Origin of the sequence: Micromonospora sp. NPDC000442, from assembly GCF_042898635.1 — a bacterium.
GTDB lineage: Bacteria > Actinomycetota > Actinomycetes > Mycobacteriales > Micromonosporaceae > Micromonospora.
In genome coordinates this window covers 43,972-60,710 of sequence record NZ_JBIAYZ010000015.1, presented here as the reverse complement: position 1 = coordinate 60,710, position 16,739 = coordinate 43,972, and the positions used below count along the sequence as shown (strand labels likewise).

Below are 16,739 nucleotides of genomic sequence, written 5' to 3'. Positions count from 1 at the left end.
GCGGGACCCCGGCCCCATCGAGGGTCGCCGACCGCCATGATGTGACGGTGAAGATCCTGTCCATCCAGTCCTCGGTCGCCTACGGTCACGTCGGCAACTCGGCGGCGGTGTTCCCGTTGCAGCGGCTCGGCCACGAGGTCTGGCCGGTGCTGACCGTGCACTTCTCCAACCACACCGGCTACGGCGCGTGGCGCGGCCCGCTGCTGGCCCCCGCCGACGTCGCCGAGGTGATCGCCGGCATCGCCGACCGTGGTGTGCTCGGCGACGCCGACGCGGTGCTCTCCGGCTACCAGGGGGATCCGGCGATGGGTGCGGTGATCCTCGACGCGGTGACCCTGGTCAAGACCGCCAACCCGGACGCCCTCTACTGCTGCGACCCGGTGATGGGCGACGTCGGCCGGGGCATGTTCGTCCGGCCCGGCATCCCGGAGTACCTGCGCGACGTGGTGGTGCCGCGGGCGGACATCGTCACCCCCAACCAGTTCGAGTTGGAGTTCCTCGCCGGCCGCCCGACGAACACGATCGACGACCTGCTGGCGGCCGTCGACGCGGTACGCGCGACCGGGCCCCGGCACGTCCTGGTGACAAGCGTGCTGCACGGCGACCTGCCGGCAGGCTCGCTGGAGGTGGTGGCCGTGTCGGACGCCGGCGCCTGGGCGGTGACCACCCCGCTGCTGCCGATCACCCCCAACGGCGGCGGCGACGTCACCGCCGCCCTGTACCTGGCGCACCTGTCCACGACGGGCTCGCCCGCCACGGCGCTGGAACGCACCACCGCATCGATCTTCGCGGTGCTGGAGGCCACCCTGGCGGCCGGCACCCGGGAACTCCAACTGATCGCCGCCCAGGCCGCCATCGCCGACCCACCGACGCGCTTCCCCGCCCGCCGACTGCGATAGGCCAGTCCGCGTGGTCGATCGGTCGGCGGCGGTGCCACCAGCCCGGCGGCTGTCGGGCCTGCTCAGGAGCCATTGCGTGGGGTGAAGCAGAGCAAAGTGTCGACAACGGTCATCCTGCGACTGGGAGACCTCTATCCGGAACGTGACTGTTACGTACAGTCAAGCTCAGCTGGCCGTTGGTCGGCTGTCGCCGCGGAGGGGTCGCCACCCGAGCCCGCCACCCGATCCGACCTGAGGCCCGCGGACAGGTACCTGTCCGCGGGCCTCAGCGGCGGCTTCCACCCCCGATTCCGGGAAGCAGCCGTGGGATCGACGGCTCGCCGACTGACCGCGACGATCGGTTCGGCGCGACCAGGATGATCAGCGGGGCAGCTCCAGCGCGTCGATCGCCACCTGGTGGATGTCCCCGTCGACGACGTAGAAGAGGCGGTCCTGGTTCGGCGACAACGACGGGTGGTACTCGTCGGCTGCCGTGTTCACCACCGGCCCGACACCCGTGGGCTCCGACCAGCCGTCCGCTACCCGGCGACTGGCCCAGATGTCGCCGTTGCCGGCACCGCCGGCCCGGTTCAACCCGGTGAACAGCAGCATCCGACCGTTCGCGGTGACCGTCGGGTTGAACTCCCAGCCGGCCGTGTTGACCGGCGCGCCCAGATTCTCCGCCGGGCCGTACCCACCGCCCGGTCGCGGTCGTGCTCGGTAGATGTCCCATCCGCCCAGGCCGCCCGCCCGATCGCTGGCGAAGTAGAGCGTGCCGTCCGCGGCGACCGACGAGTACAACTCGTCGGCCGAGCTGTTGACCGCTCCCAGATGCTCCGGCTCGCCCCACCCACCACCGGGCGTACGCCGTACCCGCCACAGGTCCGCGTCGGTCCGCTCCTGCCCGTTCACCGGACGGATCGAGGAGAAGTGCAGGGTCCGCCCGTCGGGGCTGAGGACCGGATCCATGTCCGGGTACCGTCCCGAGAACGGTGCCCTTCTCGGTGCAGTCCAACCGTTACCCGTCCAGTGGGAGACCATGATGGTCGCCTGCCGGGTGGCCGGGAAGAAGCCCTCGCTGCGCGGAAAGTACACCGTCCGCCAATCCGGCGTCAGTGCCAGCCGCCATTCGTACGCGTCGGTCGAGATGACGCCGGGCACGACCGGTTCGGGTGTGTCGGGAGGATCGCCCCACGGCCCGGAGCCACCCGGACATCCCAAAAGTGCCACTGTCACCATCGACGCCACGTATTCACGCATGGGCCGATCGTGCCGCCGCACGGTTCGACCTCGGCCCACGGGCGTGACGGGTGGGAGCGGGTGTGGGATGAACGGGAGCGGTCAGGCGTGCAGGCCCAGTGCCCGCCGTACCTCGTCACGGTAGGCCCGTCCCGAAATCAGCAACGCCCCGGTGCGCAGCCGCAGCGCCAGCTCGCCGTGGCGCAGGGTCTGCACGTCACGCACCCGGTCCAGGCGGACCGCGAGCGACCGGTGCACCCGCAGGAACGCGGTGCGATCCAGGGTGGACAGCAGCCCGGTCAGGGTGGCCCGCACCGGGTAGCTGGCGGTGCCCACGTACACGCGCACATAGTTGCCGTCGGCTCGCAGATAGTCCACCTCCGCCGGGTCGAGCAGGTGGGTGCGTCCGCCGGTCCCGACCGCGAGCCGCCCGACCGCAGGCCGATGCTGCCGCAGGTGCACGCGGAGCCGGTCCAGCGCCATCGCCAGCCGTTCCCGGTGGTACGGCTTGACGAGGTAGTCCACCGCGGCGACGTCGAAGGCCCGCGTAGCGTACTGGCCGTGCGCGGTCACGAAGACCACCGCCGGTGGGTGGGCGACTTCGTCCAGCACGGCGAAGCCGTCCCCGCCCGGCATCGCCACGTCGAGGAAGACCGCGTCCGGCGGGTCCGCGGCAATCGTGTGCACCGCCTCGTCAGCGGTGCCGCACGAACCGGTCACGGCGACATCCGGATGGTGCCCGAGCAGCGCGATCAGCCGTCGGCGGGCCGGTGGCTCGTCGTCGACCACCAGGACCCGGATCACCGCACGCCCGCCGTGGACGACGCGGACACCTGCTGCGCGCCCGCCGACCGCCACGGCACGCGCAGCAGCACCCGGAACCCGCCACCCGGCCGCACGCCGGCCGTCAACTCGATCCGGGCACCGTACGCGGCGCGCAGCCGCGAACGGACGCTGGCCAGCCCGATGCCACCCGAACCGGACCTGGCACCCGGACCGACGCCGTCGTCCTCGACCGCCAGACGCAGCGTGTCACCCTCGCGGTGCGCGACAATCCGCACCCGGCCGCCGCCGGCCCGGGGCGCGAGCCCGTGCCGGACGGCGTTCTCGGCGAGCGGCTGAAGCACCAGCGGCGGCACCAGTGCCTCCGCCACGTCGGGGGAGACATCCCAGGACACCCGGAGCCGGCCGCCGTAGCGCTGCTGTTCGATGTCGAGATAGCAGCGGGTCAGCTCCAGTTCCGCGGAGAGCGGCACCGGCCGGTCGTCGCCGTGCTCCAGGGCCTGCCGGAGCAGTGTCCCCAGGTTGACGACCATGCGCTCGGCGCGGTCCGGGTCCTCGTGCACCACCGCCGCGATCGCGTTGAGCGCGTTGAAGAGGAAGTGCGGCCGGATCTGTGCGCGCAGCCGGGCCAGCTCGGCGCGGGCCAGCTCGGCCTCGCGCCGCCGGTGCGCCGCCGCGTAGTGCAGCGCGTGACCGACCCCGATCAGCAACGCGTACGTGAACGCGTGCTCCTGGCGTTGGTCGATGGCCAACTCGGCGAGCAGCGGCAAGGCTGGCCAGCAGCCCAACCACTCGTCGAGCCGGTGCACGACCCACGAGCGTCCGAGGACCGCCACCGCCAGCCCGGCCAGATGCACACCCAGGGCGAGCGGGGTCGGCCGGCCGAGGGGGAATTGGGCCGCCAGGGCGAGAGCGAGGACGGTCAGCGGGATCCACAGCACGGCCGTGATCAGCTCGGCGGTGAGCACCTCCGACCACGGGACGTAGATGCCCCACTCCGCGGTGGTTTGCTGGTAGTTCCGGGCGGCGATCCAGCCGTACCCGAGCCACCACCCCGTCGCGCAGACCATCCACAGTGACAGCCGGCGCGCCATACCGTGAACGTAGGGGCAGCGCCACCGGTCGGACAAGTGCGATCCCAGAAACCCCGCCCGCCATCGTCGGCCGGAGGGGGCCTCGGCCGCAGCGTCGTTGAGTCCGCTGCTGGCCCTGCTGAGCTGCGCAACGTAGGCCTCGCCGATGGAGTCCTTGAGCCGGTCCTTACGGCGGTCATCCCGGTCGAGATTCCGGAGTGTGTCCGGGCGTCAGGGCCCGTCACGGCCGGCCCTGACGCCCGGGCGACTCGTCAGAACCGCAGGTTGCGCAGGTAGCGGTAGCCGACCTCGGCGGTGTGCTGAGGCGTCACGTCCGGAGTGTCGTTCTCCACGATGTACTCCAGCACCGAGTGCGTCCGGAAGATCCGCGCGAAATCGATCATCCCGGTGCCCAGGTCGGCCATGTCGCCGTCGGCGGCGTGCCGGTCCTTGACGTGGTACTGGAGCACCCGCTGCGGCGCGGCGCGGATGACGTCCAGGGTGAAGCCCTCAGGGTCGGTCACACCGTCGCCGGACTCGATGCCGCCGGTGACCGCCCAGTAGATGTCGATCTCCAGGTGGACGAGCCGGGGATCCAGTTCCTCGGTCAGGACGTCCCACGGGGTACGACCGCCGCCGAGGTCGATTGTGAACTCGTGGGCGTGGTTGTGGTAGCCGTAGCGCAGCCCGGCGCGGGCCGCCGCGGCGGCCTCCACGTTCATCTGCTCCGCCCACCGCTTCCAGTCGTCGGCGTTCTCCGAGTAGAGGTACGGCACCACCATGAACTTCTGACCCAGCGTCACCGCGTTGCGGATCTTCTCCCGCAACGCGGCAGGAGTTTCGCTGATCCCGTCGTGGCTGGACGTGGCCTTGACGCAGATGCTGTCCAGGAAGCGACGCAGCTGGGCGGCGTTGCGACCGAAGTAGCCCAACGCCAGTTCCACCTTCGGGTAGCCGATCCGAGCGAGGTGCCGCAGGGTGGCGTCGTACCCCGGCTCGCCGTTCAGCGCGTCACGAACCGTCCACAGCTGAATGCTGATCAGCCCCGGCGGCACCCGCCGCCGACCGGCGTGCCCGTGCCCGGGACCGGGTCCATGCCCGGGACCGTGTTTGGGACCGGCGGCGGCGGCCGTCGCGCCCACCCCCGCCGTGGCGAGGCCGACACCGGCCATCGCGGCCACCGAGCCGCGTAACAGGCCCCGCCGGTCGAGGACGGAACGCCGCAGCGCGGCCATCCCGTCGTAGCCGTAACACATAATGACTCCTCTCGTGGGTCCTACACGCCGGGTACGAGCACGACCTGGTCGGTCCCGGTCAGCGGCGGCAGTCCGTCGTCACCGGGGTCGGTGTAGGAGGCGACGAACACGGCGGACAGGTTGTCGGTCTCCGGGTCATGCCCCGACGGGACAGTGGTCAGGATCGATCCGGTGCAGCCGTTGGCGGTGGTCTGCGGGTGGCCGTGATCGTCGTGACCGAGGATGTAGGTCACGCTGACCCGGGCACAGTCCACCGGTTGGTCGTCGGTGACCCGTACCTCGTACCGGATGGTGTCGCCGAAGGCGAAGGGTTGGCCCTCGACCGGCGCGACCAGCTCGACCACCGGCACGGCGTTGCCGACCACGACCCGCACCGAGGCCGACGCCGAGCGTCCCTTCCGGTCGGTCACCTTGAGCGTCGCGTCGTAGCTGCCGTTCTCGCGGTAGGTGAAGGTCGGGTTCGCCGACCGCGAGTCGACCCGGTCGTCGTCGTCCAGGTACCACTCGTACCGCAGTCGGTCGCCGTCCGGATCGGTGCTGCCCGCGCTGGAGAACTCCACGGTCAGCGGGGCCAGACCCGCGGTCTGGCTGGCCGAGACCGCCGGAATCGGGCTGCGGTTGCCGCCCCGACCGACGTGGTCGATGCGGGCCAGCTGTGCCTCCGGGTTCTCGCTGAAGAAGCCGTCGCCGTACTCGAGGACGTAGAGCGCGCCGTCGGGGCCGAACTCCAGGTCCATCGGGTTGTCGAAGACGACCGAGGGCAGCACCGGCTCGATCCCGTCGAGCTTGCCGCGCCGGTCCAGCTGGAACGCCTTCACGTAGTCGCGGGTCCACTCGTAGAACAGCGGCTTGCCGTCGTAGTACGCCGGCCACGCCACCGGGTTGCGGCCCCGGGTGGTCGCCCGGTCGAAGCGGTACGCGGGACCGGCCATCGGGCCGATACCACCGGTGCCCAGCTCGGGGAACTGCGCGGAGGCGCCGTAGCTGTACCACACGTCCGGCTGCTGCGGCGCGGGCAGCTTCCGCAGCCCGGTGTTGTGCGGCGACTCGTTGACCGGCGCCGCGCAGTCGAACTCCGCACCGGACTCCTCGGTGGCGAAGTCGTAGTCCCGGTACGGCAGCTGCGGGGTGATGCAGTAGGGCCATCCGTGGTTGCCGGCCTTGCGGGCCACAAACCACTTGCCGTGCCCGGCTGGTCCGCGCAGCGGGTCGGGCTGGCCGGCGTCGGGTGAGTAGTCGGCGACGTACAGGTCGTCGGTCTTGCGGTCCAGTTCGATCCGGAACGGGTTCCGCAGACCCATCAGGTAGATCTCGGGCCGGGTGCCCCGGGTGCCGGGCTTGAACAGGTTGCCCTTGGGGATGGTGTACTTGCCGTTGGCGCCGACCTTGATCCGCAGGATCTTGCCGCGCAGGTCGTTGGTGTTGGCGCTGGTGCGCTGGGCGTCGTACGCGGGGTTGCGGCCGGGCCGCTCGTCGATCGGTGCGTACCCGCCGGACTCGAACGGGTTCGTGTCGTCCCCGGTGGACAGGTACAGGTTGCCCTTGGCGTCGAAGACGATGTCCCCGCCGACGTGACAGCAGATGCCCCGGTCCACCGGCACGTCGAGGATCCGCTGCTCAGTACGCAGGTCCAAGGTGTTCTTGACCAGGCGGAACCGGGACAGCCGGATGACACCCTGGAACGGCGCGAGTTCCTCCTCGGTGCCCCATGCCGGCGCGTCGCCCTCGTTGACGTCCGGCGTGGACGGATCGTCGACCGGGGTGTCCATCGGCGGCGAGTAGTACAGGTAGACCCAGTTGTTGCCGCGTCGGCCGAAGTTCGGGTCGATGGCGACGTTCTGCAGGCCCTCCTCGTCGTGCTGGTAGACGTCGAGGGTGGCGGCGATCGTGTTGCGGCCGGTGTCGGGGTTGTGCAGCCAGACCACGCCGGCGCGGGTCACGTGCAGCACCCGGCCGTCGGGCAGTACGGCGAGGTCCATCGGCTCGCCCGGGCGGTCGTTGAGGGTGACCTTCTGGAAGGCCGTGTCGGGTGGGGGAGTGGTGGTGGCGGGCGCGGCCGTGGGGGTGGTCGGCGCGGCCATCGAGCTGGCGGGCGGGGCGACGAGTGTGATGGTCGTCAGGCCCGCCACGGCGAGCGCGAGTCGTCTCTTCAACTGCCTCTCCTTGGTGTGAGGACGGGTCGGGCAGGTCGGGACGTACGGTTTCTGGGCTTCTCCTCCGGGTGTCGGGCAGCACCGAATGGCCCGTTGGACCGCCGGTGGGCGGCGCGGGCGCAGGAACTGGGAGTTGGGGTAGGTGTCCGAGGGGCCATCGGAGGTCACGATCGAGGCGCTGGCCCCTGTGGCGGTTCACCGCGTCGTAACATCCGGGCTGAAGTTAACAAAAGAGATGTCGATATGTCCATGGCTTCTGCCAGGTTTAATCGAACTTTCGACCATGGTGGCGAAAGGATCGTCCACACACGAAAAACCGCCCTCAGGCCCGACGGGCGGATCCTCGGGCCTGGGGGCGGTGCAGGTTGGACCGACGGCTCGGCGTGACCCGTCAGGCCACCGCGCCGGTGTCGCGGACGCCCCGGACCGCGTACCGGTGCATCGTCACACCCTGATCGAACGACGCCTGCTCGATCAGATCCAGCTCGACCGGCTCGTCGTGCGCGTCGAACAACGGCCGACCGGTGCCGAGCACCACCGGGTGGGTGAAGAGCAGAAGCTCGTCGAGCAGCCCGGCCCGCAGCAGGCTGGTAGCCAGGGTGGCACCGCCGACCCCGATGTCACCGTCGGACTGCGCCCGCAGCCGCGCGAGTTGCTCGACCGCGTCGTCCCCACCGATGACCCGGGTGTTGTGCCCGGCGCTGTCGCGGGTGCGCGAGACGAGCACCTTGGGCATCGAGGTCCAGATCTCACCGTACTCACGCATGAAGTCCGGCAGGGATTCGTCATCCCGTGCGGCCGGCCAGAACGCCTCCATCGTCTCGTAGATCGTGCGGCCCTCGACCATCAGCGACATCGCCCGGGCCCGCGCGTTGAACTCCCGGTGCAACGGCTCCCCGATGCGCATCCAGTCGCCGCCGCCCTGCTCATTCAGGGCGCGCTCGATCCGCAGATCGACCGAAACGTTCATCCAGTACACGAACCGACCCGCCATGCTGTCTCCAAGTGTTGGTGATCTGCAACTGCTTCCGGCTCGACGTCAGGCGCCACCGACACGTGGCCACGGCCCCGTCAGGGCGATGGCGATGTCGGCGGGGTCGCCGGAGAGTGTCGTTCGTCGAGCCGGGCGATCAGGGTCCGAGGTGCCACCGCCCGGTAGCCGTCCTCGATGACCTCGGCGAGCTCGGCCTCGCCGATGCCCGTGTCGAGGCGTACGCCGACCCAGCCGCGATGCCCCACGTAGGGCGGGCGGAAGTAGGTCCGCGGGTCCTCCGCGATCAGCTCGACGGCGGCACCCGGCGGCGCGGCACACCACAGGTGGGCGAAATCGTCCTGATGATGGCCGTCCGGCCAGACAGTGGCGAACGACCTCTTGCCCCGGACGAACCAGGTCGGGGTGCCGTGACTCAGCCGCTCGCTGACCTCGGGAAGACGCAGGCAGGCCCGCCGGACGATCGCCACCATGTCGGTCATCGGCCCACGCTAGGACACCGGTCTGACAAAACTCGGGAGCGCCGGAGGCCGGATTGGGACACCAGGCAGGGGCGGCACTCACCGGCCCGGCTGAACTCGGCTGGTGAGTTGACGGCGGTAGGGTTCGGCCCCGTGGAACACGAACCGAACGACCCCGGGTTGGCCGATCTCGTGCACCGGCTGCGCCGGTTCGCCGACGAGCGGGACTGGCAGCGGTTCCATACGCCGAAGAACCTGGCGATGGCGCTCGCCGGCGAGGTGGGCGAGCTGCTGGCAGAGTTGCAGTGGCTCACCCCGGAGGAATCCGCGCAGGTGATGGCCGATCCCGAGCACGGCGCACGGGTGCGCGCCGAGATCGGCGACGTCATGATCTACCTAGCCCGGCTGAGCGACACCCTGGGCATCGATCCGCTGGCTGCCGCCAGCGACAAGTTGACCGAGGCGGCGCGTCGTTACCCGGTCGAACGGTCGTACGGCTCGGCCGCCAAGGCTCCATCGACCGACCGCACCGGCTAGCCGTCAACACCCTGATCCGACTCGGTAAGGTGCTCAGAGCCAAGCGGTCCGACGGGCTTCCGATGCACGGATATGCCCCCCATCCGCACGATCACATCGTGCTGCCTGGGGGCATGTGTCAATGTCGGCGTTTCGGACGTCCGCCGCCAATCTGTTGCGTCTGGCCACTGACGGCACCCTCGCCGACCGGGTCGCCGAGCATCTGTGGTCGATCCGCCACGGAGTGAGCCCGGCTGAGCGGCGGTCCTGGATGAACAGCCTGCCGGTCCTGGCGCAGGACCTCGCCGACGCTGGCCTCGACCAGGTAGAGGTGCTGGTCGAGTACCAACTGCCGTTGACCAGTCGACGTATCGACGCGGTGCTCGCCGGCGTTAATCCCCGTAGTGGGGATGACTCCTATCTGGTCGTCGAGCTGAAGCAATGGTCCTACGCGACCGCCTACGAGGGATCCGACACCCTGGTCGCGGTCGAGCACGCGCATGGACCACGACTACACCCCGGCGTGCAGGTCGCCAACTACTGCCAGTACCTCACTGATTTTCTCGGCATCCTGGGCCGCCAGCGGTATCCGCTCCACGGTGTCGCTTACCTGCACAACGCCGCCGACCGGGACATCGCCGACCTGCTCGACCGACCAGCCACCGAGCAGAGCCGGCTCTTCACCAGGCAGCGCCGCGGCCAGTGGCTCACGTACCTCCAGTCGCGGTTCGCGCCGAAGTCCGGCGCGACCGCGGCTGATCGATTCCTGACCAGCACCGTTCGGCCGAGTCGGCACCTGCTGCGGTACGCCGCGCAGGAACTCAAGGACCGGCCACAGTTCACCCTGATCGACGAGCAGCACGTGGCGTACGAGTTGGTGCTGCACGCGGTCGAGCGGGCCCGGACCGCGAACCGAAAGCGGGCGGTGGTGGTGGCCGGCGGACCGGGCAGCGGCAAGAGCGTCATAGCGCTGTCAGTGATGGGAGAACTGGCCCGTCAGGGTCGGACCGTGCTGCACGCCACCGGCTCCCGCGCGTTCACCCAAACCCTGCGCCGCTACCCTGGACGCGGTTCGACCCGGCTCCAAGGGATGTTCAAGTACTTCAACAGCTTCATGGACGCCGAGGCCAACGACATCGAGGTGCTGCTCTGCGACGAGGCGCACCGGATCCGGGAGACCTCTGTCAACCGGTACACACCGAAGGCTCGGCGGGACCAGGCAAGGCCGCAGTTGGACGAGCTGATCTCGACCGCGCGCGTGCCGGTCTTCCTGCTCGATGAGCATCAGGTGGTGAAGCCGGGAGAGCTGGGCAACGTCGAGGTCATCTCGGCGTACGCCCAGAAGCTGGGCCTGGAGGTCGAGGTCGTCGCCCTGCACGACCAGTTCCGGTGCGGCGGCAGCGCGGCGTACGAGAATTGGGTCCTCACCCTGCTCGGCCTCGACGGCGATGGGCCGACCGTGTGGGCCGGCGACGGACGGTTCGATCTGCGGCTGGCAGAGTCGCCGACGCAACTGGAGGCGTTCCTGCGGACTCGCCAACGCCCCCCGGGAGCGGCCGGTGAACCTGAACAGACGGCCAGGATGTCGGCGGGCTACTGCTGGCCGTGGAGCGACCCTCGGGCCGACGGCACCCTCGTGCCAGACGTGGTGGTCGGCGAGTGGGCCCGACCCTGGAACGTCAAGAGTGATCGCAGCGTGGGTGATGCTCCCGGCAGCGCCTTCTGGGCCACCGACCCGAACGGCTTCGACCAGGTGGGCTGCGTCTACACCGCCCAGGGATTCGAGTACGACTGGTCCGGTGTCATCATCGGGCCCGACCTGGTGGCGCGCGACGGCCGACTGGTGACCCGGCGCGGCGAGTCGAAGGACCCGGAACTGCGGCGCAAGGCGGTCAGCGACGAGGAAGCCGACCGGCTGATCCGTAACACCTACAAAGTCCTGCTGACCCGTGGCATGCGGGGGACGGCCATCCACTCGGTCGACACCGAGACCCGCGACTTCCTGGCGGGTCTGGTGAGACCCACCCGCGAGGTGGAAACCCACTATGAGCCGAGTGGCGACGATGGGGATGCCGGGTAGCCGACTCCGTACCGCGTTACTAGAGTGGTCCCGTATCAGCGGATCGACGGGCTTCCCTGATGGACATGCCCCCACCGCACGAGTTTCTCGTGCCTTGGGGGAAGGTCATTGCGGGCGTTTCATACCACGCCAAATGCGATTTTGGACCTACACGGTACCGGACGACTGGTTTCCCTGGTCGGCGCCCATCTGGTTGAGAGCGGCTACCTGGTTGATTCGCGTGAACAGGCGGCATGGCTGAACAGTCTTCCTGCTCTCGCCAGGCACCTGCAGCAGCTTGGATACGGTGACCTCGACGCGCTGGTCGAGTTTCAGTTGCCTCGCAGCAGCAGGCGAGTGGATGTGATTCTGGGCGGCGCAGCCCCCGAATCAGGGGGCGACACCTATCTGGTGGTGGAACTGAAGCAGTGGAGCGCCGCTACACGTTACGACGATGCCGAGAACCTGGTAGCCGTCAATGGAATGGGGCAACCGCAGCTTCATCCGGGCGTTCAGGTGCAAGCGTACTGCAACTACCTCGTGGACTTCCTTGTCAAGCTGCACGAGTTTCCGGCCACTGTGCACGGCATGGCCTACCTGCACAACGCCACCCGCCAGCGCGTGTCCCATCTAGTGGCCGCAGAGCGGAAGCGGACGTACCAGAGCATGGTCTTCACACTTGGAGAGGAGGAGAAATTCGCTCGCTATCTTCGCATGAAGTTCGCTGCAGGAAGGGAAAGTAGGGCGGTTCACCGTCTGCTTGCCAGTCCGGTGCGGCCCAGCCGGCAACTGCTCGCCTTGGCGGCACAGGAAATCGGCAGGCGCCAGCACTTCATCCTGCTTGATGACCAGCGGGAGGCCTACGAGTTGGTGATGCGCGCCTTGCGATGGGCCGCAGCCGGACGGCGGAAGCGGGTTGTGGTGATCTCCGGCGGACCGGGCAGTGGCAAGAGCGCGATTGCTCTCTCACTGCTGGCCACCCTGGCCGAAGGGGGACACGCGGTCGCTCATGCCACCGGCTCCAAGGCGTTCACTCTCAGCCTACAGCGGTACGCACATGCCAGGGACGCGGGGCCGCATCAGCGGACCCGTCCGCTGTTCAGCTTCTTTCGTGACTTTATGAACGTCGCTCCGGACAGCGTTGACGTGCTGATCTGCGACGAGGCGCATCGCATGCGGGAGCGTTCAGACCGTAATGGTGTTTCTGGCTCGATGCCGCAGGTGGAAGAATTGATTCAGGCCGCCAAGGTGCCCGTCTTCCTGCTCGACGACTATCAGGTCGTGCGCCCGAACGAGGTGGGCACAGTCGGGATGATAGTCGAGGCTGCTGGTCGTCTCGACCTGGATGTCGACGTGGTAAACCTTGGCGCGCAGTTCAGGTGTGGCGGGAGTCCTCGCTACGAGCGCTGGGTGCTACATCTACTCGGCCTGGCATTGTCTCACCCCTACCGGTGGTTGGGCGACGACGACTTCTACCTGGGAGTGGTCGACTCTCCGGAAACCATGGAAGCGGTACTTCGACAACGCAACGCCGAGGGCATGACCGCCCGGATCTCGGCAGGCTTCTGCTGGGATTGGACGAAACAGCCGCAGCGGGGCAGGCTCGTGTCAGATGTACGGATCGGCAACTGGCATCGGCCATGGAATGCCTACGGCAACCATCCGCCTAAGGGCGTCCCGGCGGGCTCGTACTGGGCAACCGACCCGCGCGGATTCACGCAGATCGGATGCATCTACACCGCTCAGGGCTTCGAGTACGACTGGTCCGGGGTCATCCTTGGCGACGACCTGGTCGTGCGGAACGGACGGTTCGTCAGCCAGCCCAACCAGTCCAGGGATGTCGCCATCATCGGCACGGCCGAGCGGCCCCGCATTGCTCGCAACGCTGACCGGTTGATCCGCAACGCCTACAAGGTGCTGCTCACGCGTGGGCTGCGTGGGTGCCTTGTCTACTCAGTCGACGAGGAGACGCAGGAATTCCTGCGGAACCTTATTCCCTCTATTCTCGACGAGAAGGCGCATGAAGCGCCTGGCGTCTACCCGGTTGGCGACGATCTGGGACGGCGAGCACCCGTGCAACCTCGTGAGGAGTTGACCGGTCAGGACCGCTGAAGCTCCCGCACTCCGGCCCGAGTGCGGAGTCGACAGGGACTCGTTCAGCCAGCTTGGTTCGGCGACGGCGCAGTGCGGACGAAGGCGGCCCAGGCCGCAGGAGAGTAGGCGAGAGTAGGCCCGGTCGGGTCCTTGGAGTCGCGGACGGCGACGAGGCCGGGGAGGTTGGTGGCGACCTCGACGCAGTTGCCGCCGTTGTCGCCGCTGCGGGTGCTCTTGCGCCAGATAACGCCGGTCAGGTCAGTCATGCCGGATCTCCCCGATGAGCTTTTGATCATGTCCTTCGGTTCTGCCTCGCCGAGGGCGAGCGCATCCAGTCCTCGCCAGACGCGTTCGTATGCCGCCAGTTCATCGGGCTTGTCGAGGTAGAGCGCGCCGGTCAACGACTCGCTGTAGACGACCGACGGCTCCGGTGCGGTCCGACCGCCCTTGGTGGGAGGGAAGTCGAGGATGACGAAGGATCCGGCGACTGCGCCGGGCGCTCGGCCGGATGCGGACAACGACCTCTTCGTGACGCCCGCTCAGCTCGCCAGGGCGAACCGGCTGTTCGAGGTGCACTGGCGGAGCCCCGCCGAGGATCCGCGTACCAGCAAGTGCCCGGACTGCCGCGTCGACGGCACGTGCCCCCGGGCGGACTGGGCCGACACGATCATCGTGCGCTGCCTTCGAACGTACTGGCGATGAACGTCTTCGACCTGTCGCCCGCGCAGATCCGCAACCGGCTGATCCTGCGGGCACGTCGGACAGCGCTGGCCGCTGGGACCGGACGGCAGCCGCCGTCCCGCCCGCATAGTCACGCCGAGCCGGCGGCGGTTGCCCGGGTGCCGGTCGTCCCGCCCGTGTCCGTCGCCGCCGGGGACGTGGTCCAGTTCGCCGAGTCCGACTACCGGTACGCCGACGGTCCGCTCCGCTCCGGATCGTCCGGGTCCGGCCGGACCTCAGCGAGTGGTACGACGGCGAATAGGTGTGGCTCGAAGGCGTCGAGATCGGCCCGGACGGTCAGGATGCCGCGTGCCGACCGGTGCTGGCCCGGGTCGCCGCGCTGCGGCTATGTCGACGCCTCGGCTGTGGATGAGTGAGTCCGTGCTCATGCGGTGCCCCAGCGACCTCGGGTGATCCTCGTCCAGGCCAGCGAACTGGCTGCCGACGAACCCGGCGACCGTGCCGAACAGCCGGCTCGAAGGGACTGGGCACGCGACGATCACCGCGACTTGCTGGCCACTTCGGCCCTGGCAACCGATCGCACCCCTGGGCCGATCTCCTCGATCGGGATCACTGCGTCGACCAGCGCCCGGAGTGCGAACTCCGTCGGCTGCTCGGAGAACAACACCACCTTGCCCTGCGCCACGGCGTAGCCGACCTCGATGCACACACTGACGCCGGCATATCCACCGTTCGCCACCACGAAGATCGCGTCGGACTTCGCGATCTTCGCCAGGAAATCACGCGTGAGCTGGATCTTGTCCGCTTCGTTGACCTGCACATGCTGTTCGTTGAAGTCGTAGCGCGGTGTGTAGACGGTCATGCCCAGGCGGCGAAACGCTGCCTCGGCACGTTGGGCTGTGTCGTAGAACTTGGAGCTGCTGCATATTGTGACTGCCTCGATTTCCAGCATCGATTCTCCAGGCGTGTGGTCGGTATTCGTGCTCAGGTGAGCGGTACCAGATGTCGGGGTTCGTCGAGGTACCCGACACCGGCGTTCCCCCGCAGAATCTTCTCCCACATCATCGAAGGCGCTTCGGGTTCGGCTGGTCGAGGCAGCCTCCGGCGGTCCGCCAGCGGGGGATAGTCCAGGTGGAAGGGGTGCACCGCTAGTTGCCGAGGAAGCCCTGGGATGCGTACGCAAGTAACGAACATTGGTGAACTTCGATGCATTTTGGACGTTCCTCCGTCACGCCCCGGTAACACTGCACTACCGTCGGGACATGGTCTCGCGTCGATCTTTGCTGGGGGCGGTACCGCTCGCCGCCGTCGCCCTCACCGCCACCCCAGGTCACGCCCGGCTCAACGGGTCGTCCACCTCGACCATCCCGGAACGCATACCTCCCGACCCGGCCACGATGCAGGCCGCCGCAACAGCCGTACGCGGCTTCACCGCCGACCTCTACCGCACGATCGCATCGAGCCACGCCGGCGGCAACGTGGTGTGCGCGCCGTACTCGGTCCAAATTGCGCTGGCGATGGCCAGGGCGGGTGCCGGCTCGACCACGGCGGACGAGATGGATACCGTGCTGCACGCGCCGCATCCGCGCCCCGGCGCGCTCGACAGTGGGCTGAATACCGTCGACCAGTCGCTCGCCGAGCGGTTCCAGGATGGCGACGGAGTGCGGCAGCCCCGGGTGACCACGGCCAACGCCGTGTGGACCCGCCTCGATCTGGGCCTGCGGTCCGGGTTCCAGGACACCCTGGCCGGCTACTACGGTGCCGTCCCGCACCCGGTCGACTTCCGTGACGCGCCGGAAGCGGCCCGCCAGGAGATCAACGCCTGGGTGTCCGATCGGACCAACGCGAAGATCCCGGAGTTGTTGGTTCCGGACGCGGTGCGCCCCGACACCAGTTTGATGCTCACCAACACGGCCTACCTCAAGGCGGCCTGGTACTACCCCTTCCGGGCATCGGCCACGGTGGACGAACCGTTCACCCGGGATGACGGCACGGTCGTCCAGGTGCCGATGATGCGCGGCCCGTTCGACCGGATGGGCCATGTCCTGGGCGACGGTTGGCGGGCGGTCGACGTGCCGCTCGCGGGCGACGGACTGGCGATGGCCATCGTCATGCCGACCCGGGACAACCTCGCCGCGGTCGAGGCGAACGTCGACGGGGCGTGGCTGAGCGCGTTGTTCGCCGGCTTCCAGTTCACCGACATCCAGCTGCGGATGCCGCGGTGGACGTTCCGTCTGCCAGCCCAGTTGGGCGCCGCGTTGAGTGGCCTCGGCATGCCCACGGCCTTCACGCAGAATGCCGACTTCACCGGCATGAGCACCACCGATCCGGCGCTGTGCATCGATGACGTGGTGCACGAGACGTTCATCGGGGTGGACGAGAAGGGTGTCGAGGCGGCGGCCGCGTCGGCGGTCATCATCCGGCCACCGTCGATTCCGCAGGGGCCGCAGTTCTTCGTGAACCGGCCGTTCCTGTACGTCATCCATGACCGGGTCACCGGCGTACCGCTGTTCCTCGGCCGGGTCCACGACCCGCTGGTCACCGGCTGACATGCG

Annotated in this window: 15 protein-coding genes and 1 pseudogene; 6 read left to right on the top strand and 10 right to left on the bottom strand. The window is 68.7% G+C overall.

Features of this window, described 5'->3' with window-relative positions; all coding sequences use genetic code 11:
• Positions 1 to 47: 47 nt before the first annotated feature.
• Positions 48 to 899 carry a pyridoxal kinase PdxY gene (gene pdxY / locus ACFY2A_RS22455; RefSeq protein ID WP_387174302.1) on the top strand — a complete coding sequence of 284 codons (852 nt, stop codon included), beginning with the start codon at positions 48 to 50 and terminating at the stop codon, positions 897 to 899.
• Positions 900 to 1,259: 360 nt separating this feature from the next.
• Here the strand turns inward: pdxY and ACFY2A_RS22450 are convergent, their stop codons facing one another.
• The 7 genes from ACFY2A_RS22450 to ACFY2A_RS22420 all read right to left on the bottom strand — a co-directional run bounded on the left by ACFY2A_RS22450 (position 1,260) and on the right by ACFY2A_RS22420 (position 8,855).
• Positions 1,260 to 2,138: a TolB family protein gene (locus ACFY2A_RS22450; protein WP_387174300.1), complete on the bottom strand. Its 879-nt coding sequence runs from the start codon at positions 2,136 to 2,138 to the stop codon at positions 1,260 to 1,262.
• Between the two features lie 81 nt (positions 2,139 to 2,219).
• Positions 2,220 to 2,921 (bottom strand): LytR/AlgR family response regulator transcription factor, encoded by a 702-nt coding sequence (locus ACFY2A_RS22445; RefSeq protein ID WP_387174298.1) that lies wholly within the window; start codon positions 2,919 to 2,921, stop codon positions 2,220 to 2,222.
• The gene (locus ACFY2A_RS22440) at positions 2,918 to 3,994 is read right to left on the bottom strand and encodes a sensor histidine kinase (RefSeq protein WP_387174296.1); all 1,077 of its coding nucleotides are present in this window, start codon (positions 3,992 to 3,994) and stop codon (positions 2,918 to 2,920) included. The genes ACFY2A_RS22445 and ACFY2A_RS22440 overlap by 4 nt, the downstream gene beginning before the upstream one ends.
• Positions 3,995 to 4,245: 251 nt before the next feature.
• On the bottom strand, positions 4,246 to 5,229 hold the full coding sequence (locus ACFY2A_RS22435; RefSeq protein WP_387174295.1) for a sugar phosphate isomerase/epimerase family protein: 984 nt from the start codon (positions 5,227 to 5,229) through the stop codon (positions 4,246 to 4,248).
• Positions 5,230 to 5,249: 20 nt separating this feature from the next.
• Positions 5,250 to 7,382, bottom strand: coding sequence for a PQQ-dependent sugar dehydrogenase (locus ACFY2A_RS22430; RefSeq protein WP_387174293.1), 2,133 nt, complete (start codon positions 7,380 to 7,382; stop codon positions 5,250 to 5,252).
• Between the two features lie 391 nt (positions 7,383 to 7,773).
• The gene (locus tag ACFY2A_RS22425) at positions 7,774 to 8,376 is read right to left on the bottom strand and encodes a dihydrofolate reductase family protein (protein ID WP_387174290.1); all 603 of its coding nucleotides are present in this window, start codon (positions 8,374 to 8,376) and stop codon (positions 7,774 to 7,776) included.
• A 77-nt stretch (positions 8,377 to 8,453) separates the two neighbouring features.
• Positions 8,454 to 8,855 carry an MmcQ/YjbR family DNA-binding protein gene (locus tag ACFY2A_RS22420; RefSeq protein WP_387174288.1) on the bottom strand — a complete coding sequence of 134 codons (402 nt, stop codon included), beginning with the start codon at positions 8,853 to 8,855 and terminating at the stop codon, positions 8,454 to 8,456.
• Between the two features lie 132 nt (positions 8,856 to 8,987).
• On the opposite strand from ACFY2A_RS22420, the gene ACFY2A_RS22415 reads away from it, so the two are divergent.
• From ACFY2A_RS22415 to ACFY2A_RS22405, 3 genes are all read left to right on the top strand, one after another.
• Positions 8,988 to 9,371, top strand: a complete 384-nt coding sequence (locus ACFY2A_RS22415) for a nucleotide pyrophosphohydrolase (protein WP_387174287.1) — start codon at positions 8,988 to 8,990, stop codon at positions 9,369 to 9,371.
• A gap of 121 nt (positions 9,372 to 9,492) precedes the next feature.
• Positions 9,493 to 11,430: a DNA/RNA helicase domain-containing protein gene (locus ACFY2A_RS22410; RefSeq protein ID WP_387174284.1), complete on the top strand. Its 1,938-nt coding sequence runs from the start codon at positions 9,493 to 9,495 to the stop codon at positions 11,428 to 11,430.
• A 108-nt stretch (positions 11,431 to 11,538) separates the two neighbouring features.
• On the top strand, positions 11,539 to 13,521 hold the full coding sequence (locus tag ACFY2A_RS22405; RefSeq protein ID WP_387174282.1) for a DNA/RNA helicase domain-containing protein: 1,983 nt from the start codon (positions 11,539 to 11,541) through the stop codon (positions 13,519 to 13,521).
• Between the two features lie 44 nt (positions 13,522 to 13,565).
• On the opposite strand, the gene ACFY2A_RS22400 is transcribed toward ACFY2A_RS22405, so the two are convergent.
• Positions 13,566 to 13,769, bottom strand: a complete 204-nt coding sequence (locus ACFY2A_RS22400) for a DUF397 domain-containing protein (protein ID WP_387174424.1) — start codon at positions 13,767 to 13,769, stop codon at positions 13,566 to 13,568.
• A gap of 81 nt (positions 13,770 to 13,850) precedes the next feature.
• Positions 13,851 to 14,021 (bottom strand): annotated as a pseudogene (locus ACFY2A_RS22395) (XRE family transcriptional regulator); the annotation flags it as partial.
• Between ACFY2A_RS22395 and ACFY2A_RS22390 the strand changes: the two are divergent.
• On the top strand, positions 13,972 to 14,205 hold the full coding sequence (locus tag ACFY2A_RS22390; protein ID WP_387174434.1) for a hypothetical protein: 234 nt from the start codon (positions 13,972 to 13,974) through the stop codon (positions 14,203 to 14,205). The pseudogene ACFY2A_RS22395 and the gene ACFY2A_RS22390 overlap by 50 nt on opposite strands.
• Positions 14,206 to 14,722: 517 nt before the next feature.
• On the opposite strand, the gene ACFY2A_RS22385 is transcribed toward ACFY2A_RS22390, so the two are convergent.
• Positions 14,723 to 15,136, bottom strand: a complete 414-nt coding sequence (locus ACFY2A_RS22385) for a nucleoside 2-deoxyribosyltransferase (RefSeq protein WP_387174280.1) — start codon at positions 15,134 to 15,136, stop codon at positions 14,723 to 14,725.
• A gap of 310 nt (positions 15,137 to 15,446) precedes the next feature.
• Here ACFY2A_RS22385 and ACFY2A_RS22380 point away from each other — a divergent pair, with 310 nt between their 5' ends.
• Entirely contained in the window at positions 15,447 to 16,733 is a 1,287-nt protein-coding gene (locus tag ACFY2A_RS22380) for a serpin family protein (protein WP_387174278.1), read from the top strand.
• The last annotated feature ends 6 nt before the right edge of the window (positions 16,734 to 16,739 follow it).